This window comes from Pedobacter vanadiisoli (assembly GCF_042684385.1).
Lineage (GTDB): Bacteria > Bacteroidota > Bacteroidia > Sphingobacteriales > Sphingobacteriaceae > Pedobacter > Pedobacter vanadiisoli.
The window spans coordinates 585,107-608,309 of sequence record NZ_JBHULL010000007.1 but is presented as its reverse complement, the minus strand read 5'-3'; the positions used below and the strand labels follow the sequence as shown (position 1 = coordinate 608,309).

The window sequence follows — 23,203 nt, the reverse complement described above, 5'->3', positions numbered from 1 at the left end:
TAATTTTAGCATGAAAAATATACTATTCATATTGCTTATTTCGGTAACTGTAATGGGTTGCAGAAATAAAGAAGCGCAGGAGCAAACCGATGTGGTGCTGGTTGGGGCAGGAATAATGAGTGCAACACTTGGCTCAATGATCAAAACACTGGATCCAAAATTAAACATAAACATTTATGAAAGATTAGACCTTGTTGCTGCTGAAAGTTCTGATGCGTGGAATAATGCCGGAACCGGCCATTCGGCATTCTGCGAGCTCAATTATACCCCTGAATTGCCAAACGGGCAAATTGAATTTAAAAAAGCAATTTCCATTAACGAGCAGTTCGAGGTTTCTAAACAGTTCTGGGCCTATATGGTTAGTGAGGGCAAGCTGCCGGCACCAAGCTCATTTATAAACAATGTGCCACATATCAGTTTTGTGTGGGGCGATAAAAATGTACTTTACCTGAAAAAACGCTACGACGTTTTAAGTAAACAATTGCTTTTTAAAGGGATGAAGTATTCAGAAAACTACGATACGCTAGCCAAATGGATGCCTTTGGTAATGAAAGGCAGAAGCCGTAAACAAAAAGTTGCTGCAACCTATATGTCAATCGGTACAGACGTTAATTTTGGCAGTTTAACCCGCGGCCTGATCTCCTCCTTAAAAAAAGAAAAAGGGGTTAAGGTAGCGTTGAATCATGAGGTGAAGAATCTTAAAAGAAATCCCGATGGCACCTGGTTGGTAACGGTTACCGATCTCAAGACTGGCAAAGATAAGTACATCAGCGCAAAATTCGTTTTTATTGGCGCCGGGGGCGGGGCCTTAAGGCTGTTGCAGAAATCTAAAATACCCGAAGGAAAGGGTTTTGGCGGGTTTCCGGTGAGCGGAGAGTGGTTGGTTTGTAACAATCAGAAAATCGTAGAAAAGCATATCTCCAAGGTATATGGAAAAGCAGGGGTAGGGGCGCCACCTATGTCGGTTCCGCATTTGGATACCAGGATCATAAATGGAAAAAAGGCACTGCTTTTCGGTCCCTACGCCGGGTTTTCTTCCAAATTTTTAAAACAGGGTTCTTACCTTGACCTTACCCGGTCTATAACCCTGAAAAACATGTGGCCTATGCTGTCGACCGGGATGGATAATATACCCTTAACCAAATACCTGATAAGCCAGGTTACCCAGTCAGATGAAGACCGTTTAAAGGCGCTAAAAGAATATTTTCCTGAAGCTGAAGCCAAAGACTGGAAACTCGAAACCGCAGGGCAAAGGGTACAGATTATCAAAAAAGATAAAACTCATGGAGGCGTTCTTCAGTTCGGTACAGAGGTAGTAAGCGCACAGGATGGCAGTCTTGCAGCCCTTTTAGGTGCCTCGCCCGGGGCGTCAACATCTGTCGACATTATGCTTACCTTGCTCAAACAATGTTTCCCGAAAAAGGTTGCCTCCAATGCCTGGCAACTGGGATTGCGCAAAATGATCCCATCCTACGGTAAAATGCTTTCGCAGGATGTGGCGTTGGCCAACCAGGTAAGGTCTTCTAACAGCAAAACTTTAGGATTGAATTTTTTTGTGCTTGATCATACGTGGGAAACAGGCAAGTAGAGGCCGATTTAGTTAGGTCTTGATTAGGGAATTTAACATGGGACACGCGTGCGGTGGCTATGGGAGTCACATCTAGGAATTGATAATGAGTTATTACAATTAATTTTATTAAAAAGACACTATCATTAGAAGAAGAACTCAATTAATTATTTGACTATAGCCAAAAAAGATTCGGCAGAAGGTTTTAAAAAAACTTCATTTCCGATCTGGTTTCAAATAAAAGTTCTGATATTGCGAGTCTCTTTTCAAGACCTTTATCTAACAAGACTTTATTTATTTTTTTATTTAAAAAGTAAATCAGGTACGTGTATAACTCTTTAAAGCTTATAGCGCCAGAGGCCAACAATTTTATTGCTTCTGCTACACTACTGGAAAAGCAATCGTTGAAAATAGTAATTGCATCCGCATCTAAATCTCGGTAAACTCCTGTAATATACTCTGCTTCATGGCTTGCTTCGTCCTCGGAACTTATAATATTGCCAAAACCTATTGCATTTCTAAACGAGTTTTGTTTGTTAAGAAAATCCGCGGAGTTACAAGATACTAACAAAACATCATGTCCAATAAAGAGTTTCCTCGTAAAATCAAGATTCAAAAAGACAGCTTTCCCACCTGTTGGGGAATCACAACTACCAAAAAGACAATTATGTGATCCATGCCCTAAAAACACGATTAATGCATTTCCATGGTAGGCTGCGATGCTATCGATTAGTTTATTATGACTGTCTTGATCTGCTGGAATAGTATGATAATACTTCTCTAACTGAGCGCCTATTATCGATAAAAAAGAGGTTGTTTTATCTTCTGGATGGATACAAATTATATGAGAATAAGGTTCATTCATTAATTGATCTTAGTATAGTGAGCAATGGCTAATTCAGTAAATTCTTGTACAAACCTTTGAGTATTTACATCACTTGCTTCAATTAATTCAATAATGTGCTCCAACGTTTTTCCATCGTAGATTGAATTCCCCGTATTAAGTGTGGTTTTCCCAAACTTCTGGAATGAACTTAATAATATATCTTTAACATCAATTTCAGACTTGATTACTTTAATAATTGCATCACTATAAGAGTCTTCCGTTCTACCGCTGAAAACGATGCGAGCTTTCATTAGATGTTTAAGAATATCAATGGAATTAATGTCATAATGGCCTGCCTCCATCGTTTCTGCTACTTGGCTTTGGATTTTTTCTAAAATGTGCTTGGATGATTCTTCAATTTTTCCAGAATAAAGAATAAATGGTGCATTATACGTTTTCCTAGTTTCAGATAAAAGTGCTGATACAACATCAATACCTTGTACTTTAAAATTGTCTATCTTGACCAAGTTGCAATCCGAAGCAATAACATTTATACCGTGACCTTTTGTCTTTTCGAACACGTGATCGCGGAACTCTTGGTTTTTAAAAGTATTATTGTCTAAATCTACAAATTCAGATGGATCAATCAACCAATATGTTATATCGTATTCTTTTAACTTTTCAACGATCTTGGTTTTTATGATGGTCTCTTGGTTAGTGTCATCATCGAACACTAAAAAACATGCTTTGACTTTATTATTCATTTACTTAAATGTTAACTGGAAACCGGCACCTTTTAATTTTAAGTTATTGCCAAGAATGGAGATCGATCCTTTTAGAGCTGTAATACGTGTATATATATCATACATGCCAATACCTGATCCCTTTTCTTGAGATTCTCTTGTGCCAAGGTTATAAATCTCATCTTGGTTTCTTAAGAATATGTCTGGCAAACCTCTCCCGTTATCATAATAATCCATCACTAGTTTATCATCATTTTTTGACAAGTCAATACTAATCTTGGTCGCTCCCGCTTTAACCGAATTAGAAACGAGGTTATCAATAATTATATCAATATCAATAGTGCTAATAAGGGCGTTATGGGATGCTGAATTGCTAATCTCAACCGACAATTTATCTTTCCTAGATAAAGCAGAATCTTTAACATATTCTTCAATGTATTTTGATAAGTCAACTTTGTGTTTTGCACTTTTATAATCAAAGTTTGATTTAATAATAATCTGTGAAACCTTTAGGGCCCTGTCGAGGTTGCTTTTTATAAAATAAAGATCTTCTTTGGTTTTTAAATCAAACGAATCTATGCGGTTAAACAATGCTTCAAAATGTGTTGATGCGTTACCAACGTAAAGATCGATAGAATGTACGAGTTGTTCAGCATCTTCACCACTTAAGGTTTTTCTGGTAGCACTTAAGTACGTATTTTTCTGTTTTTCAAGGGACAGTTTTTCATTTAAATCCTTATTTTTCTCTTCCTCGCGTTCTCGTTTTTCTTTTTCTTCTTTAGCCTTTTGTTCAGCCAAGAGCCTTTCAACTTGTGCTTTATAGCGCTCTTTTTCCTTACGCTCGGTTGCCAATTCGGCCTCGCGGCGTTTTTCTTCTTCACGCCGAGCCTTTTCTTCAGCTCTTCGCCGTCTTTCTTCTTCCCTCCGAGCAGTTTCTTCTGCCGCTTTTCTTTTTGTCTCTTCTTCCTGAGCTCTTTTCTCGGCAGCCTCCTTTTCAGCTAATAGATTTCTATAATTTTGTTCGGTTAAGAATATTTTCTCCTTTAGATCGTCGTCACCTGTAGATTCGGCTATTTTTTCTAAATCTTTGATAAATTTAGGTTGCACCTCTTCTAAGTTATCATTGACTAAATCAACAAGATTTTTGTCATATTCAACAATTTCAATTTCCTTGTTGTCTGCAAGACTTTTCATTAACTGTATAAAGTCGATCTTGCTTCCAAGATTAGCCTTAGCTTTAGAATAATCTTCTGAATCTTTATCAGTAGCCAATAAATTATCACGAAGTTTTTTCCCTTCACTGTCGGTGTTGAAGTATTTTTTACGGATAAAAGCTTCACCCCAAAGAACGCCCACCACGTATCGCTCCAGTCTCTTAAGCCCAATTTCTTTAAATGCTTCCAATAATTGTGCAGAGCCAAAAGTTTCTACTAGACCACCATCCCGACTTGAAACCTCCTTAAACTGCTCAAATTCTTCTGTTATTATATCTACCCTTCCAAAAAGCTCGCGAGAACTAAGGAAACGATTGTAGCCTTGTTGCGCTCTAAAATCCAAACCCCAACTGTCGTCACCAGTATTACCATATGGCTGTACCCTAAAGCCATTCTTAAAAAGAAAAACAGACCCATAATTAATGGGCTCAATACCCATAAGCCTGGTAAAATTTACTTTAGCTGTCCTATTGAGAAAATAAAGGTTTATCTTTAAATTATTAAGTAAAGGGGCGTAGTGATTTGGCTCTTTAATACGATATACCTGCGTCCCACGGTCGATCAATTTAGTTTCAATCGTTATATCTTTAAAATCGATATCTATCTGCGTTGTTTTTAAGTTTAATATATCGAGGATAGAATTTTTAACGGGTCCATTGATTTTATCTCGATCTAATATTGGCTTCTTTTTTTCGTCGAAACCCGACTCGTCGATTTCTCGGTATTTTTCACAAGCTATAGTTATTGTGAATACGTTAGTTTCAGAAAACGGGTTTATTAATTTTTCAAGGGAGTGTTTTAAGCTTTTGATCTTTTCACGTTCCCAAGGAAAGGATAAGCCTGAAATTTCTAGAATTGTCCCGTTTTGAGCATTATTGGGGAAGTTTACACCACTTCCCGCAGCAGGGTAACTTTCATAGGGAACTTTTACCTTATTAAAATCTAATTTGGCATCTTTCTCAAACTTCAGCCAGTTAATATCTACTTGGCTGATAATATTAGCATCTCTGGCCCTTGTTTTTAGAATAAGGTTTTTCCCGAGTCGGTCACATGAAAATCGCCCAATACCTTTTGCACCAGCATAAAAGCGTTTTACTTTTATTTTATCACGATATGATTCTCGGCTTTCATCATTTTCATTCCACTTGTCGTCTTCGTTTTCAATTTCCTCTTCATCATCCTCGGTACCGTCTTTCTTAGCCGAATACGCGACTGCAAACCATTTGTGTTCTAAGTCATTTTTCGACATGCCTTTACCATCATCCGCGATAATGATCCTATTATCTTCAAAAACAATTGTCACGTTTTGTGCTTGCGCATCGTAGGAATTTTTCACAAGTTCGAACACAGCAATATATTCATCGGTAATTAGGTCCTTACCAATGATATTTTTTAAACCTGTTTTAATCGAAAACGATAATTCTTCTTTTGTGCCCGGCATTATGATAATAGTCTCTTTAAAGCGACACCGCTTTGCTCTCCAAAAAGAGGAGGTATCGCATTGCCAATTTGCGTATATCGTGGCACCTCCATCTTTCGTAATTTCCCCCCAGTTGTATATTTTCCAGTAAATTCGTACCAGTCTGGAAATGACTGTATACGAGCGTACTCTCTTACTGTTAATATCCTCGGCTCCTGATAATGGATATAATCGTCCGGTAGGGTAGTCAATGTTGGAGTTGGAAAATTCTTTCCTAATGGAAAAATAGAATGCTTACTTATATTTAATTGGTCTTTAGTGGCTTGGCTAATTTTTTTATTAGGCGCATGATTTGCTAAGAAATATGCGAGCCTTTGTTCTATTCTTGCACTGTGCCTAGCGAAGCTGTGGCTGTGTGGTATTTGGTTGTTATTCCCGATTCTTAAATATTCTTGGTAACGACTTTGCGGCTTTTTATATAGCCCACTTTTAAATCCTTTTCTGTCGGGTGTCTGAATTAAGCCATTCGATTTCAATAGGTCAGAGATTGCATGACCAAGTGTAGGATTTTGTGGCAAGTTTCTTTCTTTAAAAAAAGCAAGTTTGTTCCTTCTTAATAGTTGATAAAATTGCTTTGCTTTAATCTTCAAATCTTCAGCAACGTCTTTACGAATCCCGATTAAAATAAATCTAGTTCGCTTTTGCGGTACACCAAACTTCGAAAAGTCCAACATCTTACCTTCAACTTCGTAACCTAACCTATTAAGAATTTTTAAAACATACTCAGAATAAACTTTACCCTTAGATTTATTTTTCTCGAATTTCAAGGTAAAGCCTTTGACATTTTCGAACAAGATCATCTTAGGCTTGACATACATGATAAACTTCAAATATGATCTTATTAAGCCATTTCTAACATCGTCTTCGTTACGCATACCAGCCGTAGAAAAGCCTTGACATGGGGGACCACCTGCGACTAGATCAACCTGGCCACGGAGATTCAATAACTCAGTTTTATGGCTACCTAAGATGCTATCTATTTCATGGTTTTTTTGCTCTAGCCAAAAAGGCCAATCGAAATGATTTTTATAGTCGATAAGATTGTGTTTTAGCGTATTGAAAGCCTCCCTGTTTTTTTCAATAGCAAATAACCCTTTCCACCCGGCATTATGCAAGCCAAGTGATAGCCCTCCGCAACCTGCGAATAAATCAATGTAGTAATTTGTATTTTGAGACGTTGAAAACATATTAAGACTTAACAGTTAAAATTAATCAATTTTTATTATTTTTATAGTATTTACAATTTATTGATAATGAACATGTTAAGCACTTTGGGGTTCTTGACTGGCATATCAAAGCTGCAAAATCAAGGATTGCCCAGTTAATTTCTTTCGCGTTCACGTCTACAAGAATTTCATGGGCTAAGGATTGGAGGTAAGGATCATAACGGATATCAGCTTTCTGCCTCGGTCCAAAATACCTCTCAAGTACACGTGCCATATTCACATCTAGCAAAGGTTTTGCTTGATTATATATAAGTAATTCTACAGCGTTAGCGATGTATTGACCCATAAATGGTATTTCGTCTAGTAAGGTCCTATCATGGGGAATAATAAAGCCTCGTTGTTTCATTGATTTCGCCAAAGCAGAAATCCTTTTTGCCCTTTGATTATACAAACCTATAGGCTTTAATAAGAAGGCCAAATCGCTTTCTCGCGCGGCAGCTAGGCTTTGCCAGCTGGGATAAGACTCTAAGAAAATTTTATAGTAATTAGCGATTGTTTCGGCTTTGGTTCTTTGGAGTAAGATTTCCGCGATAATTAACTCGTAATCGCTTAAAAATTCTTCCCGCCAAGGAAAATGGCGGCCATGATCTTTCCACCATGCCAATAATTTGCCTTGAAAGTATTTAATACGCTCGATTTCGATGTTAGCTGCCATACCGTATTAAACGTATAGCCAGGGTTATTGGTTTAATGCTGAAGTGATTTATGCTCTATTTTGAATTTACAGTTACCAATTTATAAATAGCTTTCATGTCCCCTCGCTGGCGCACGCATATCGCCTGTACATGTTTGCCAGATCAGAAGCGTTACAATTTCATTAACAATACAGCAATAAAAAAGCCTCTAGCTTATTCGGCTAAAGGCTTGATAATCCTTGTGGCGCGAAGCTCCAAAATGTCGAAATTTTTGAGGATCTACAAGCTATTCAGCAAGCGCAAACCGTCCTTAAAACCTTTGGTATACTCAATACCCACTATTCCTGATCGCGCGAGTTTTAGTCGAGTGGTGTGGTCAGGATCACTTCCCGTTTTTCCAGCAGGGGAACGATCTGACCGATAACGATTCCCTGAAAGTGCGTCGAGCTGCGGTGTTCGTTCAACGCTGCTTCGTCCGTATAGCCTTCAAACAAGATGATTGTATCTGGCTCCGCAATACTTTGATGTACCCGGTAAAACAGGTTACCTTTTTCTTTACGGCTTTCTTCTGCTGCGGTTTTAAGAAGGGCCAGTACCTTTTCGGTCTGCCCTTCTTTAACCTGCCATTTGGCAAATACGTGTATGTTGCTTGTGTTCATGGATTAAGCGGTTAGGGTTTTTAATATAGCGATCATTTTTTCGCCAACGCCTTTGGCTGATGCCGGGTTCTGGCCGGTAACCAGGCGGCCGTCAGCAATGCTGTTGGCAGACCATGGGGCGGCGGCATGGAAGATGGCACCTTGTTGGGTCAATGCCGTTTGCAGGTCAAACGGAACATCGGGCCTGGCGTAATTGTCTTCTTCGGCCGTAGTAAATGAGGCGATGTTTTTGCCATTGATGAGGTAAGAGCCATCGCTCAGTTTGACGTTAAGCAGCGAAACCGGCCCGTGACATACGGCACCAACAACTGCGCCCCGCTCGTAAGTTTCGGCGATCACTTTTTTCAATAATGGCGCTTCGGGCATATCTACCATCGGTGCTAAGCCACCGGGTACAAAAATGGCATCATAGCTTTTCAGGTCTGCGGTTTCGAGCTTTACCGCTTTTTGCATATCCGCCCAGCCCTTTCCTGTCAGAAATTTGAGATTATCGGGATCATCAGCCAGGTTCAATGCATCCAGGTAAGGGGTATCGCCGGTAAGGCTGGCAAAATCGATTTGATAACCGGCTTCACTGAAAACGGCATAAGGGTGCGCTACTTCAGGTAAAAAGGTTCCGGTCCTCCTGTTGTTGGGGCCGATGCTGTTTGCGTTAGATACGATGATTAAAATGTGCTTTTTCATGACTGTAAGATTTTTTGTGAATGATTACAGTACAAATTTGCGCTGAAAACAAGGGCCGACGTGAGGAAACAGATCACTATTATCGTGTGATTTGGATCACACGGTTTTAACCGGCGTAAAGGCGGCTAAGGGTTTTGCGGCTGACGCCCAGGTATTCTGCAATCAATTTTTTGGGCACCTGCTGCAACAGGTCGGGATATAACCTGGCAAAAGCTTCATAGCGTTGCTGTGGCGTACTGGAAAGCAGCAGTTTGATGCGCTGTTGTTGCGCCACATAGCCGTTGGTAAGCTTTACACGGAAAAAGTGCTCCATCTGGTGCAACTCTTTCGACAATTGTTCGCGGGCATCCAGCGTAGCATAAAACACTTCGCCCGCAACCAGGCACTCGATAAACATGGAAGCTTTACCCTGTTTAAAAAAGGCTTCGTAATCAGACATCCACCAGCCTGCTTTAGCAAATTGGACAATGTATTCCTTACCCTGGTCATCAACATAAAAAACCCGGTAGATACCAGACAAGACCAGGTATTCGTATTTTACCTCGTCGCCTTCATTAACCAGGTATTGATGCTTCCGCACCTTTTTTAAGGTAAAAAAAGACTGCACCTGATCAAACTCCGCATCGGTTAATGGGGCGATCTCTTCGATATGTTGTCTCAAGGGGTCCATGTTTTTCTTTGAACGAATATAAACAGACCTGCTCACTTTACAAAAACTCGAAAATCAGTGCTTTTACCGGGAAACAATTAGGGTATGGAGCATTTCCCACTATCCGCCGAGTTCCGCAGGAGTCTAAGGATCAGCCAATAGAAAGCGTCTCTGACCCTGTGAAGACCAGGTTGAGTTAAAACTAGTCCTTGATAGACTGAAGTTAGGTATGCCTATACCTGATGATTCTTTTTGAAATAGGATTGTCTTAGAAATGAATAGGAGAGAATTAATGGTAACTGGCTTATTGCCTCAAGGCAGGGTACCTTTATCTGGCAGGATAAAAAACTGCTTGACCCCACTGAATTTTAATTTGTAATTGAGCCGTGCAGGAAAGTTTTTTGAGCCGTTCAGGAAACCTCGCTTATCGCGGTTTGTGCATCTTTGTATTATGAAAAGCATAGAACAAATACATTTAGGCCAAAACGGCCCACTGGTGTCCAAGCTGGGGCTGGGCTGCATGCGCATGTCTTCAGTCTGGGGCGGACCAACTCCTGACGAAAAGGAAAGTATCGCCACAATCCGGCAAGCATTGGACGAGGGCATCAACTTTTTGAACACCGGCGATTTTTATGGCGCCGGCCATAACGAAATGCTGGTTGGTAAAGCGATAGAAGGGAGGCGCGATGATGCGTTTATCAGCGTAAAATTCGGCGCGATCTTTCATAATGGAGCCTGGTTAGGATTAGACCTGCGGCCCATAGCGATCAAGAATTTTATCAATTATTCGCTGACGCGTTTGGGTATAGAAACCATCGATCTGTATCAACCCTGTCGCATGGATGGCAGTGTACCGGTGGCCGATATCATCGGTACTGTAGCCGACCTGATCAAAGAAGGAAAAGTAAAGCACATTGGCGTATCGGAAATCAATGCAGCGCAATTGCGGGAAGCTAACGCGATTCATCCCATCAGCGCACTGGAGATCGGTTATTCACTGGCTGACCGTCAGATCGAAAATGAATTGTTGCCCGCAGCAAAAGAATTGGGTATTTCGGTAGTTGCCTTTGCCAATACTGCGGAAGGTTTACTGACCGGTGAAATGAAAGCGCCACTACCTGCAGGTGATTATCATAGCCACTTTTCGCGCTTTCAGGGCGATAACCTCACCAGGAATTTAGAAAAGGTAGAAGTGTTAAAGCAGTTAGCGAAGGATAAGGGCGTAACACCAACCCAACTGGCCATTGCGTGGGTGAATGCCCAGGGTGAGCAGATCATGCCCCTGGTGAGCATGAGTAAACGTTCCAGACTGCCGGAGAATATCGCGGCGATGAGCATCAGCTTTAGTGCGGAAGAGATTAAACTTTTAAATGATACCTTTGCAATCGGCGCTATTTTAGGCGGTACTTACTTGCAACGATAATGGTCAACCCAGAAGAAATATTACCAGGTGTCATCTTTTATGCATATCTGTCTGCCGAGCGCAGGGAGAAGGTATGCTTCTGGAATCATCATACCCTTGTTTTGCAGGTTTCAGGACAGTTTAAACTGGAAACTACCGGCCATACTATTGCCATGAACACCGGCCAAATGTTGCTGATCGGTAAAAACCAGCTGGGTACCATTACCAAAACGCCGCTGCCTGGCGGTAATTATGAAACGATCATTATTTCCCTGCAGGAAGACCTGCTGCGTAAGATCGCTTTGGAAGAAAAGATCGAAGCGGACCATCAGTATATCGGTCCGCCCAATATCCTGATTCCGACAGATGAATTCCTGCAGGGATATTTTCAGTCTATCGTACCTTATGCCCGCCGGACTTCTGCGGCCTTGACCGAGGAAATGGGCATACTGAAAATAAAAGAAGGCGTTAAGCTGCTGCTTAATGCGCAGCCAGGCTTGCGAAGTTTTTTGTTCGATTTTTTTGAACCGCATAAGATCGACCTGGAAAGGTTCATGCTCAGCAATTATCAGTTTAATGTTCCCATCGAAAAATTTGCCCGGTTAACGGGCCGTAGCCTGGCAGGCTTTAAACACGACTTTAAAAAAACTTTTAACGTACCGCCACGGCAATGGTTGCTGGATAAACGACTCAACGAGGCCAGGTACCTGATTGAAACCAGGCATCAAAAACCCTCCACCTTTTATCTCGACTTGGGTTTTCAATCGCTCTCGCACTTTTCCAGTTCGTTCAAAAAAAAGTTTGGCAAAGCGCCGACCGCTTAGTATTGTTGTGCGGAGGATCGGGTTATGCTAATTCCTGAGCTTGCTTAATGGAAAGGAGTCTCTGATTCAATTGAGATAAAATGAATCTCTTGTTAGTGCATGAGTATGGATGTTTACTAAATCTGAGGCGTTACAATTTTATGAAAATACAGCAATAAAAAGGTCTCGGTATGTTTGGTTAAATGATTGATAATCAATTGTTGGGTAAATAGCACAAGGTTTTCTTTCTGATTGCAAGATATGGCCAGGTTATTTGATTTCTTCGAAAAGAGAAAATGTCTAGCTTGGGCTGAAAACGAACCGTGGTATAGACGTAAACTGGTGAGGTAAATAGCAATAGTTAGGTCATTGCAAAATTTCCTAAGTGTTTTTCAATTCATGCACAATGGAAATAGTAGGATAAAGTTAGATAGCGAAAAAATGTATCAGTTAATCTGCCATCAATAATTGATATGGAACAACAATGCTGCCTGTAACAAGGCTTCTCGTTTGAATATCAAATAGAAATGGGAAGGAAATTTAAAAGCCCTCGTAGTAATTAGACACTATTCAAATACAGGGTGCGCTGCGTGTATAATTTTAAATTTGAGTTCATATCCATTTAGAGCTGTATTGTATTCTTCTAAGTCAACTTCTATTTTACATCCTTTTTCAAGATGTCTGAATTTTTTTCCAACCATAACAGCTTGTAGAATCGATCTTGGTAAATCAGTGTCAAATATTTTTTTCCAGAGGAGAGCTATGTAAAAAAGAAACTGTTCATGAGAATTTGCCTTTTTGCTCAGGTCAAAAACCATTAGACGAAGCTTTAGCTGAGTGACAGCCTTTCTATTGCCACTAATATTGTAAATTATATCATTGGCAAGAAAGTCCTCTGTTAAGTGCAGATTATTTGAGGTCACTCCCCATTCATCTTCAAAATAGTGCATGTAGTATTCTGTGTGGATACCAACTTCCTTTAAAATGTTTTTTACCCAATAGGGGGACCAACCTTCAGCTAATGGAATAATTGGAGGATTTTTTTCTATCTGTTGAAGCTCTTTTATCTCTTTTATACTGTCTTTGATAGCTTTCTTAGTCTGTGGGTGAGTTCTGAAAATGTATTGCCTCCATCGTTTCAATCCTTCTAGATCATTTAAAAAGAATCGTATTATCAGAATTTTGGTGTATAGCTGATTAGGGTTATTCTGGAAACGAACGGTGAGAATTGCAAAGGTTTCCTCAAAACGGATATAGATAACTAGTAGATAAAGAAATGGTATAAACAGTAGGGATAGCAGGATTGGCAAGGTAAACTGCTTGAGGTAAGCTAGTTTTAAAAAATCATTAATATGAGTGGTAACGTATCTAAATTCAAACATGACGATAAGGACACCAATGATGGTTGTGGTCCATTCAAATAGCCATTGAACTTGTGAGTACTCAGGTTTTTGTTTAGAGAATATAGTCAAGACAAACAAAAGAAATGAAATTGGTACGAGAAGGAGTTCAAGCCAGATGGAGAACGTGTGCAGCCCCATTAGAAATTCCAATACAACAGTAACTGTTAATAGTGATTTCAGAGTACTGCCAAAGTATTCACGAATATTTTTTGACCGTGCGGATTTGTACATCATCGGAAGAGCAGCGAAAAACATCCAGAATAAGGAATCTTTGACTAGTGAGGTATCCCATGCTTTAATGAAATATAGTATAGTACATGACATTGCGCAATATAGTGCGGCAAGGATATAGACAGTTGTAAACTTGCGTGAAAAAATCCCCTTGATTATTGTTACAAGTTCTTTTTGCTTCGACGGTACAATGAGAAAAAATACTATCGAAATAGTAACCCAAATGCTTGATGCAAGTTCCCTTGTGTTTAAAATTTTAAATAAATCCATTAGCCAAAAATTACGTTGGGTAACTCACATGTTTACTAGATCGGAAGCGTTACAATTGCACTAACAGTACAGCAATAAAGAAAAAAGCCTCTAGCTTAGTTTAGCTAAAGGCTTGGTAATCAGTGTAGCGGGGAGCAGGATCGAACTGCCGACCTCAGGGTTATGAATCCTGCGCTCTAACCATCTGAGCTACCCCGCCGGGTGTATATTTACTGTATAACGTAAATACAACTATGGTTATTTTTAAGAGCTGCAAATATAGAATAAATATACATTCTATAAAAAAGAAATGTGAAAAATACTTTAAAGCGCTATTAATCAGTAAATTTTATTGTTTTGAATAGGCTGTAAGGGTTGTTTTGGTCGCTAACAGAGCCTGTTTTTGGCCGGCGTTTAACAAAAGGAACAGCGGTATTTACAGGGAGCTTAAGCGATTGTTGGCTACTATAATGGTGTCATCAGGCCTGTTTTTGCTGTATTCGAAGATATTTCATGTTATGGAAAGACCAGGTGTATCGGGGCGCTATACCTGTTGGTGCGGGCAAGTTATCCCCAAGTTGACCTCTGCTGTAGCTAATGTTCGCCAAATCTTTACCTTTTAGGTAATGAATGAGGTAACGCCAGGGTAAAGAATAGGTAAGCAAAGGGTTAACATGGGGTTAACCTGGTATACAGAAAGGGTAAACAAAAGGTACAGAAAGGTAAACAAGGGGGGTAAAGAATGGTAAACTCTTATACTGGAATAGGTTTAAATTCTGTTCTATACTGAAAGTAGTGAACAGATTCCAATAATTACCTGCCCTTCTTAACCATATAAGTTCAATCGAGAACTTAAATGGACTAAAATTTCTTATATGGTAAAAGACCTATACGCCTGCTTTTTAAATTTCAACAATTACCTGCCTTTCCTAACCATATAAGATTCATATAAGCTCAATCGAGAACTTAAATGAACTAAATTCCTTATATGGTAAATTAGGAGTTGATTAATCAACTACCCGCCCCACGTTTGTGATCAAGATAGCCTGCTGGCATGGACTAACGAGAGGAATGACCATTGAATAATGAACTAATGACAAATGAACCAATGCACCACCTCCCGAAACCAATAAAAATTATATTGTTGCAGATATAGAATAAATTACCTTTCTTTAGAAAAATAATATTAAAAAAGTAGTCCGGAAATTATCCTGGTAGAGTACTAACATGGCAGAAAAGAAAAAATTTACACTAGAGTACGAAGTTAGATCGTCACCAAGAATATTATACAGTTTTATAAGTGAGCCAAACGGCTTATCGCAATGGTTTGCGGACGATGTAAATTTCCGCGATCAGATATACACGTTTACCTGGGATGATGAGCAGCAAAAAGCAAAGCTGGTTGCCGTTAAAGAAAATAAACTGGTTAAATTTAAGTGGCTGGATGATGAACCTCAATGTTATTTTGAGATGGAAATTGTTCAGGACGAATTAACCAATGATGTTGCCCTCTCGATTACTGATTTTACTACCGATGAACTTCTGGCGGAGAAAAAACAGATCTGGGATAACCAGATCGATTACCTGATTAGCGTATTGGGTGCATAATATTATCTCCGTATTGTTTACCTTTGCTGGGTGAAAAAAATACATCTTCTGTTAATAAAAGCATTTGTGAAGCCATTCATAGCAACATTTTTTGTTATGATGTTTATTCTGTTGATGTTTTTCCTCTTTAAATGGATTGATGATTTAATCGGAAAGGGTTTCGAGTGGTACACCATTTTGGAGCTGATGTACTACGCCTCGGCCGCCAACGTATCAATGGCGCTTCCATTATCGGTGTTACTTTCTTCCATCATGACTTTTGGTACACTTGGCGAAAATTATGAGCTTGTGGCCATTAAATCGGCTGGAATTTCTTTACAGAAAGCCATGCGCCCTTTATTTGTGGTGATTCTGATGCTTACCTTTGCCTCTTTCTTTTTTGCCAATTACATGCTGCCCAAAGCCAACCTGAAATTTGGCTCGCTGCTGTATGACATCAGGAACAAAAAACTCTCCTTTTTAATCAAACCAGGTGTTTTTAATAATGATATACCGGGTTATGCCATCCGTGTAGATTCTAAAGAGGAAGATGGTACCCTGCACAATATCATGATTTACGATCACCGGGAGAACAACGGCATTCCAAAAATTATTCTGGCCAAAGAGGGTAAAATGAGTAAAACCTCCGATGGTAAATTCCTGCAGCTTAACCTTAAAAACGGGATCCAGTACGAAGAGCAATCTTCAAAAAATGGGATGTACAACCCAAGGCAGATTTTTACCAGGAACCGTTTTAAAGAAACCTGGCCGCGTTTTGATATGTCGTCTTTCGATCCGAGCACTACCGACCCAAATGCATTTGGGAACAGTACCCCGATGCTCAACTTAAAAGGGATAGTAAAAAAACGCGATTCGCTGAATAAGCAGCTCGATAGTTTAAATATCAGGACCATTGCCACTTTCACCAGTAATTTTAAACAGTTTAATACCGTTAAAGGGTATACCAAAGTAAAAGCGGTACCGAAACAAATTAATGATGTAATCCTGAAAAGTATTCCAAACGGATCGCGTAAACAGGCGCTTGATAATGCCAGCAACACAGTGGCCAATATTATGCAGCACGTACCCAACTGGGTTCCGCGCCAAACCGATTTAATGGGCGAAATTATTTTTACAACGGTAGAATATCAACGCAAGTTTACATTGGCCGCCTCCTGCATACTGCTTTTCTTTATCGGTGCGCCACTGGGGGCTATTATCAGGAAAGGGGGGATGGGTTTACCTGTGGTGGTGGCCATCTGTTTCTTCCTGGTGTACCATATTATTACCACCGTGGCCGAAAAATCAGCACGCGAAGGAAACCTGAACCCGATATTCGGCATGTGGATCGCCGTAATTGTTTTGTCGCCATTGGCGGCCTTTTTAACCTATAAAGCCACTGTAGATTCGGCTCTGTTTGATGTAAATTATTACAAGGAGCTAATCGTTAAAGTGTTTAAAAAGAAGCGAAAATAGGCCCCTTTTTCCTTTACTTACAAATGATATTTCGATCTGAATAATGCGTGATAAGGTTGTACATTTGTAGTGGTTTATGCTTGCAGAATAAAGTGCTTTTACAGCACCATACGCAAACATGACCCGATAATGCTATATAAAATGCAAACGAAATTAAACACAATAGAAGAAGCCATCGCAGATATAAAAGCTGGTAAAGTGATTATTGTTGTAGATGACGAGAATAGAGAGAACGAAGGTGATTTCCTGACGGCTGCCGAAAATGCAACCCCCGAGATCATCAACTTTATGGCCACTTACGGACGTGGTTTAATCTGTGCGCCCTTAACAGAAGAGCGTTGTAAAGAATTAAACTTAAACCTGATGGTGGGCAAGAATACAGCAGCTTACGAAACCAATTTTACCGTTTCGGTAGATCTTGTGGGCCATGGCTGTACCACGGGGATCTCAGCAAGCGACCGTTCTAAAACCATGCTGGCTTTGGTAGATCCTAAAACTGACCCCGAAGAGTTGGGCAGGCCCGGCCATATTTTCCCTTTAATTGCCAAAGATGGTGGTGTGATCAGGCGCGCTGGCCATACTGAAGCTGCGGTAGACCTGGCCCGTTTGGCCGGAATGAAACCGGCAGGTTTATTGGTAGAGATTTTAAAAGAAGATGGCGAAATGGCCAGGCTTCCGGATCTCTTTAAAATTGCCGAACAGCATCAGCTAAAAATTATATCAATTGAAGATTTAATCGCTTACCGTTTAACCATGGATAGCCTGATTAAACAAGAGGTTACGATTGATTTGCCTACTGCCTGGGGCGATTTTAAAATGACGGCTTATACACAGCTGGATAACAATGCCACGCACCTGGCCATTTCTAAAGGTGAATGGAATCTCAATGAACCGATTTTGGTACGTGTACACAGCTCTTGTGTAACGGGCGATATCTTTGGATCATGCCGTTGCGATTGCGGTCCGCAGTTGCACAAGGCGCTGGAAATGATTGAAAAAGAAGGTAAAGGCATCGTCGTATACATGAACCAGGAAGGCAGGGGCATTGGGCTGATTAATAAATTGCGTTCGTATAACTTACAGGATGCCGGTTTCGACACCGTAGAAGCGAATATTAAATTGGGCTTTAAAGGGGACGAACGCGATTATGGCGTAGGTGCGCAGATTCTGCGATCAGAAGGGGTTACTAAAATGCGCCTGATGAGTAATAATCCAACCAAAAGAGCCGGTTTAATAGGTTATGGCCTGGAGGTGGTAGAAAACATTCCGATCGAAATTGCAAGTAACATCCATAACGAACGTTATTTAGCGACCAAAAGAGATAAAATGGGCCATTCAATCATGAAGGGCTAGATGAGGCGTTTGGCGTTCGGCATTTTTCCAAGCCAGCGTCTAAATAACCCGATCATAAAAAGAAGAAAGCCAGTATTGAACGCAGGTTCGATATTGGCTTTTTTAGTTGTTAAAGGCTTAAGCCGTGAATCAGGAGTTGATTTCACCAGGTCATCCCCCCGCACCATTGTCCTTTCAACCGGAGTGTAATGGAGTGTAGAAAGCTGTTTTGTCATCCTGAGGGATAATTTATAATATAAAAATCAATATGATTGACAGCCCTCTCGCGAGTCGTCATTTCGAGCGGAGTGCAACGCGGTCGAGAACCACGGAGTGCTCAGCGAAGCTAAATCTGTCTCTATAGATTTCTCCATTTCGCTACCGATGAAAAATCGGCATGCTCCAGTCGAAAAGACGATTCTTCTATAGGATCTGTCAATGGTAACACTGTAAAGAATCTTCATCAATGCATTTTACCATCCTCAATTTGTTGGGTAATGAAATCGTTGGCTCTTAAGTTACAGTTAACCAATTAATCCTGGGCAATGAACTAATGAACTAATCAACCAATGAACTAATGAACCAATTCTACCTCCGCTGGTTCCCCTTGCTCTGATTGATAATTGCTTCCTTATTGATCGATTTGTTCGTTTTAACAGGAGTCTGGCTTTGTTTTCTTTTCAGGTTGCGGCGGTAAGCGCCTGAAATTTTCTGAATAAACTCCTTAAATGTATCAAATTGCTGGGTATAAACCAAGCCAAAAGAAGTGACGTTGGCCGTTGGGCTAATACCACTGTTTAAGAATATGCTTTGTTGTGTAGGTGGCTTATTTGCTGCCTTTACCGTTAAGCTTCCGTCTTTTTTAATTAAGAAAAGTGCCTCCACCTCTCTGCCTACATTGTCTTTAGAGAAATCGATAACGGTAAAATCATTTACACTATTTCTGTCTACAATACCGGCATTAATAATTAAACGGTCGTTAAAGAACTTAAACGAGGCATTGGCTTCGCTTAGCGAACGTACGTTCAGATCTACGAAGTTTAAGTTTAATGAAGAGAGTACGTTGTTGAACTGGTTAAATACCAATTCGGTAGCGGTACTGGTTGCAGTAGAGCTTAGCTGGTTACCGATAGATTCGCCACCGTTGCCAGGTGCAAAACTTCTCCTGATGATTAAACTGAAGGCCTGTAAGTTCAGGTTGTTCTGATCGCTGAAATAGGTTTGCAGTTCTTCTTTAATAGAAGGTTGTGCAGGGAAATTAATATCGAGTTTAATATCAGGCTTTAACAGTAAACCCGTTAAACCCATTTCTACCTCGGTATTTACCCTTTGGTTGGCATTACTGCTGGCATCGCGGTTGGCCGCTTTGTAAAGATCGTTTAAACTTGCCCTTAAGGCATACACTGCCTTTAAGTTAATCTGTGCTGCGGTAGGGTTGCCCGTCCAGCGGATGGTTCCCCCTTGCCTGATCTCGAATTTTTTGTTGATGACTTCCTGGGCCGTAAAGTCGAAACTTCCGGTTTCAATAATGTAATCGCCAGACATCTCGAAATCGCCGAAACTATTAATGTTCAGGTTCAGGTCAGCATTACCCTTACCACTTAAATTACCCAGTGTGGTGTAAATATTGGCGGTGGTATTCGGATCGATCGTCAGTTTAAAAGTAAGTGTAATACCGTCGAAATTGGTTTTTTTCTTCACTACAACGGTCGAATCGCGGCTCACGAAATTGATAAAATCTTTATCTGATATCGTTTCAGAGCTGTTTAAAGGCAGGTTGAAAACAGTCCCTTTTTCTGTTTTTGCCTTAATATCAATCTTCATCTTATTGGTTGGGCCGGTAAATGTAAATACACCTGTACCATATGCACGCCCGTAATAGATCGAATTGTCTTTCGCGGTCGTATTTAAGGCCATTAAACTGTTGGCATTGATTTTTACATCCAGTGTAGGGTAGTTGATGTCGTTTAAATCAACACTGCCGCGTGCCGTTCCTTCATGCCCTTCCAGGTCGTTCAGCGTAAAATCATCAAGCTTGATCACACTGTTGTTCACTTCTACCTTATCGGTAATCACATAGGTGGTTTTAAGGTAGTTTACCATCAGCTGCCCCTTATCCAGGGCTACGCTTCCGTTAATTTCCGGTTTATCGAATTTTCCTTTTACCGTTAAATCGGCAGAGATGTTCCCCTTTAAATTCGATACCAGCTGTTTAACAAAAGGCTCGAGGATGGTCAGTTTGCTCTCGTTCATTTTCAGTCCGAGGTCTATTTCTTTCTCTTTAAGATCGAGGTTTCCGGTGAGTTTAAAAGTCTCCGAATCGTCGGCCATGATCCGTGTAAATACGTTGATTTTTTTGCTCTCATTGTTGTACGATGAGGTATCGGTTAAGGCCCCGATGTAGATGTCGTTAAAATTAAGCGAATCGATCTTTAAATCGTTGGTTACCCTTGGTGCTTTTAATATGCCATACAGATCGGTGGTACCATTCAGGTTTCCGCCCAGTTTAACACCAAAGCCTTTGGTAAAAGGGTTAAGGGTTTTCAGGTTAAAATCTTTAAAGCCAATGCTGATTAAATCTTTAGGGTCTTCCGAAATTAATCCATCAATAATAACCTGCTGCTTTCCGTTTGTTAAATCGAAATTGCTGATTTCTGTTTTGCCATTATTCAGCACGATGCGCACTTTTTCCTGTATACGCCATTCTTCGCTGTTTATTTTTAAGATGGATGGCAATACACTGAGACGCGCGGTGGTATCCTGGTTTTTGGTAAACTCTACCAAACCGTTTAAATCGAGCTGATTATCTTCATCGGCGTTCGACATCTTTACGTTAAAAGCCAGGCTGTCGTTCCGGAGGATGTTGGAAATGTTTACATCTTTAATGAACAAACTGTCGTTGATCTGTACCCTGTCGGAGGTTACAATCAGCTGAAGTTGCTGCGTAGTGGTGTTTTCGTCGAGGATGATATTATTGATGATAATACCGTCGTATTTTAATTTTTTTACGAAACCGTTTAACGTTGCCGTATTGTTGCGCGAATCGAAATTACCGGTTAGCGTAGCGCCCTCTTCCAGTACCAAGCCGGGGGCAAAAAGCTGTGCAAGCGGCTCGAATTTTTTGACCTTCAGGTTAAACTCAAAAATCTGGTTTTTGTATTTGATGATATCAGCCCGTAAAGAGGGGATATAGGTTTTGGCAATCGCTTTATAGTAAGAAACAATAGAACTAAGGTCGTATTCGCCCTTAATGCTGGCGTCTAAAATATCCGAACGGATATCGAGCACCCTGTTGGTACCCGTACCATTGGCGGTGAGCTGAACCGAATCGACACTGTAAGTGCCTTTAGGATTCTTTAAACTGATTTCCTGGATCAATAATTTGCCGGATATATTGTTGAGGTTGGTGCCCGAAAAGTTGGTGTTAAACTTGGCATCAACCATGAGCGAATCTTTCATCAGTTTTAAAGCCTTTAGCCTTGCTTTGGAAATGGTTGCATTAAAGTTGAATACCGGTAGTTTCGGGTTGAGGTTAACCCCGCCATCGAAAATTAGTTTTACATTACGGTCGTTAATGCTCAGTTTGCCATCAAAGTATTTTTTGTCGAAAGTTCCGTCAATCTTCACATTGTGGTAACGGTAATGGTTAAAGTCTATATAATCTACATCGCCATTTATTTTTTCGGTCAGGTCTTTTAGTGCTGTTCCACGGCCTTTTACGTACAAAGAAGAACTGATGCGGCCCAAGCTCTTTTCGTCAATCAGGTTTCCGATGTTAAAATCGTAGGTTTTTACATTTCCGGTGTAAGATGGGACATCCTTTTTATCGATTTTCATGTTCACATCCGAAACGATGCGGCCAAGTTTGGTTTTAAATTCACCATAAGCAATAAAATCGTTCTGAAACCCTGTAAAGCTCCCGTTAAAGTTAATGTTGCCAAATTTGCTCACAATTTTAGGAACCATCTCCTTTTTGCTGTTGGTAATCCCCGCCAATACCTCTGCAAGATCGGTTTTGTTGGTTCCTGCCATCTCTATATTCAGGTCCATAAAGGTTTCTTTCCATTTCGGCAGCCCCTTTAAAATAAAATCGCCTTTAATATGTGTGGCTTTACCGGTTTTTAAAGATAATTTTTTGGCTTTAAGGTTATTAACCAAACCCGTAATCTGGCCATCAACATCCAGGTCGAGTTTCATGGTGCTTATTTCAGGGGCAAAAAATGCAATATCCCTTGAGGTGATGTGGCTATCTTTAAAAATAGCTTTCATTCGCACATTATCTACATAATGGTTAAAATCTTTAAAGCTGTTGAACCGCATCTGGTAGTAATCGGTTAAACGGCTCTGATTGGTTTCGAGCAAGAGGTTTTTGAGCTCTATGGCATTACTGTCTATAGTGGTTTGGGCCGTTAAGTTTTTCAGGTAAAACCCGCTATGCTCTCTAAAAGTCAGGTTTTTGATATTGGTTTTAACCAAATGATTTTTGGTGTCGAGTCCTTCAAAAATACCGCTTAACTCCTTAATGCCTACGTTCTCAAAGTTTACCGTTTTACCCTGGCTGGTATCTTTTGCGGCATAGTTGATATACCGGAAAGCGAACCGGTTTAAAATTATACGGCCAATTCCCACATCAAAAGGCTTGCTTTTCTTTTTCTTTACTTTAGGTTTACCTGAATCGAAATAGTTGATGATGAAATCGAGGTTAGAAGACTTATCTTTGAAATCCTTTAGGAAAAATTGGCCATTGTTAATTTGAACGGTACTGATATCGATAATCTTTTTATCAATGGATAAATGATTAATATCGACCATAAACTGTGGCGTGCTCAGTAAAGTGTCTTTTTGTAAATCTAAAACCAATAAGTCTTCGAGTACAATAGATTTAAAAGGCTTTATGTAGAGACTCTTAATTGATATGGTAGTTTTAAGCTCTTTAGACAAATATGTAGCAGCTTTCTGCGCAAAATAAGTTTGAACAGGCTTAAACTGCAACGAAAAAATAAGAAGCGCAAACAGCAGGATGATTGATGCGATTAC

At 40.2% G+C, this 23,203-nt stretch carries 17 protein-coding genes and 1 tRNA gene; 6 read left to right on the top strand and 12 right to left on the bottom strand.

Features of this window, described 5'->3' with window-relative positions; genetic code table 11:
• Positions 1–10 precede the first annotated feature (10 nt).
• Positions 11–1,588, top strand: a complete 1,578-nt coding sequence (locus ACFSR6_RS08315) for a malate:quinone oxidoreductase (RefSeq protein ID WP_379077504.1) — start codon at positions 11–13, stop codon at positions 1,586–1,588.
• A 184-nt stretch (positions 1,589–1,772) separates the two neighbouring features.
• Here ACFSR6_RS08315 and ACFSR6_RS08310 read toward each other — a convergent pair whose 3' ends face one another.
• From ACFSR6_RS08310 to ACFSR6_RS08275, 8 genes are all read right to left on the bottom strand, one after another.
• Positions 1,773–2,432: a hypothetical protein gene (locus tag ACFSR6_RS08310; protein WP_379077501.1), complete on the bottom strand. Its 660-nt coding sequence runs from the start codon at positions 2,430–2,432 to the stop codon at positions 1,773–1,775.
• The gene (locus tag ACFSR6_RS08305) at positions 2,432–3,157 is read right to left on the bottom strand and encodes a hypothetical protein (protein WP_379077498.1); all 726 of its coding nucleotides are present in this window, start codon (positions 3,155–3,157) and stop codon (positions 2,432–2,434) included. Before ACFSR6_RS08305 ends, ACFSR6_RS08310 begins: the two co-directional genes overlap by 1 nt.
• A complete protein-coding gene (locus ACFSR6_RS08300) occupies positions 3,158–5,791 on the bottom strand; it encodes an ATP-binding protein (protein ID WP_379077496.1) in 2,634 nt (877 codons plus the stop codon).
• Entirely contained in the window at positions 5,791–7,017 is a 1,227-nt protein-coding gene (locus ACFSR6_RS08295) for a DNA cytosine methyltransferase (protein ID WP_379077493.1), read from the bottom strand. Before ACFSR6_RS08295 ends, ACFSR6_RS08300 begins: the two co-directional genes overlap by 1 nt.
• 25 nt (positions 7,018–7,042) lie before the next feature.
• Positions 7,043–7,711 carry an HhH-GPD family protein gene (locus tag ACFSR6_RS08290; RefSeq protein ID WP_379077490.1) on the bottom strand — a complete coding sequence of 223 codons (669 nt, stop codon included), beginning with the start codon at positions 7,709–7,711 and terminating at the stop codon, positions 7,043–7,045.
• Between the two features lie 339 nt (positions 7,712–8,050).
• Positions 8,051–8,350: a putative quinol monooxygenase gene (locus tag ACFSR6_RS08285; protein ID WP_379077487.1), complete on the bottom strand. Its 300-nt coding sequence runs from the start codon at positions 8,348–8,350 to the stop codon at positions 8,051–8,053.
• Between the two features lie 3 nt (positions 8,351–8,353).
• A complete protein-coding gene (locus ACFSR6_RS08280; protein WP_379077484.1) occupies positions 8,354–9,034 on the bottom strand; it encodes a type 1 glutamine amidotransferase domain-containing protein in 681 nt (226 codons plus the stop codon).
• 106 nt (positions 9,035–9,140) lie between these two features.
• Positions 9,141–9,704 carry a Crp/Fnr family transcriptional regulator gene (locus tag ACFSR6_RS08275; protein WP_379077481.1) on the bottom strand — a complete coding sequence of 188 codons (564 nt, stop codon included), beginning with the start codon at positions 9,702–9,704 and terminating at the stop codon, positions 9,141–9,143.
• Between the two features lie 430 nt (positions 9,705–10,134).
• On the opposite strand from ACFSR6_RS08275, the gene ACFSR6_RS08270 reads away from it, so the two are divergent.
• Complete coding sequence (locus ACFSR6_RS08270) at positions 10,135–11,106, top strand: aldo/keto reductase (RefSeq protein WP_379077478.1); 972 nt, start codon at positions 10,135–10,137, stop codon at positions 11,104–11,106.
• Entirely contained in the window at positions 11,106–11,909 is an 804-nt protein-coding gene (locus ACFSR6_RS08265) for a helix-turn-helix domain-containing protein (RefSeq protein ID WP_379077476.1), read from the top strand. Before ACFSR6_RS08270 ends, ACFSR6_RS08265 begins: the two co-directional genes overlap by 1 nt.
• 545 nt (positions 11,910–12,454) lie before the next feature.
• On the opposite strand, the gene ACFSR6_RS08260 is transcribed toward ACFSR6_RS08265, so the two are convergent.
• Together ACFSR6_RS08260 and ACFSR6_RS08255 are read right to left on the bottom strand one after the other, a co-directional pair.
• Entirely contained in the window at positions 12,455–13,792 is a 1,338-nt protein-coding gene (locus ACFSR6_RS08260; RefSeq protein ID WP_379077473.1) for a hypothetical protein, read from the bottom strand.
• Between the two features lie 125 nt (positions 13,793–13,917).
• Positions 13,918–13,991: transfer RNA gene (locus tag ACFSR6_RS08255), tRNA-Met, on the bottom strand.
• Positions 13,992–14,998: 1,007 nt separating this feature from the next.
• Between ACFSR6_RS08255 and ACFSR6_RS08250 the strand changes: the two genes are divergently transcribed.
• From ACFSR6_RS08250 to ACFSR6_RS08240, 3 genes are all read left to right on the top strand, one after another.
• Positions 14,999–15,379 carry an START-like domain-containing protein gene (locus tag ACFSR6_RS08250; RefSeq protein ID WP_183761572.1) on the top strand — a complete coding sequence of 127 codons (381 nt, stop codon included), beginning with the start codon at positions 14,999–15,001 and terminating at the stop codon, positions 15,377–15,379.
• Between the two features lie 30 nt (positions 15,380–15,409).
• Positions 15,410–16,834, top strand: coding sequence for an LptF/LptG family permease (locus ACFSR6_RS08245; protein WP_379077470.1), 1,425 nt, complete (start codon positions 15,410–15,412; stop codon positions 16,832–16,834).
• A gap of 141 nt (positions 16,835–16,975) precedes the next feature.
• Entirely contained in the window at positions 16,976–18,187 is a 1,212-nt protein-coding gene (locus tag ACFSR6_RS08240) for a bifunctional 3,4-dihydroxy-2-butanone-4-phosphate synthase/GTP cyclohydrolase II (RefSeq protein ID WP_379077467.1), read from the top strand.
• On the opposite strand, the gene ACFSR6_RS08235 is transcribed toward ACFSR6_RS08240, so the two are convergent.
• Both ACFSR6_RS08235 and ACFSR6_RS08230 read right to left on the bottom strand, forming a co-directional pair.
• The gene (locus ACFSR6_RS08235) at positions 18,184–18,402 is read right to left on the bottom strand and encodes a hypothetical protein (protein WP_379077464.1); all 219 of its coding nucleotides are present in this window, start codon (positions 18,400–18,402) and stop codon (positions 18,184–18,186) included. The two genes, ACFSR6_RS08240 and ACFSR6_RS08235, sit on opposite strands and share 4 nt — an antisense overlap.
• Positions 18,403–18,754: 352 nt before the next feature.
• Complete coding sequence (locus ACFSR6_RS08230; RefSeq protein WP_379077461.1) at positions 18,755–23,107, bottom strand: translocation/assembly module TamB domain-containing protein; 4,353 nt, start codon at positions 23,105–23,107, stop codon at positions 18,755–18,757.
• Positions 23,108–23,203 lie beyond the last annotated feature (96 nt).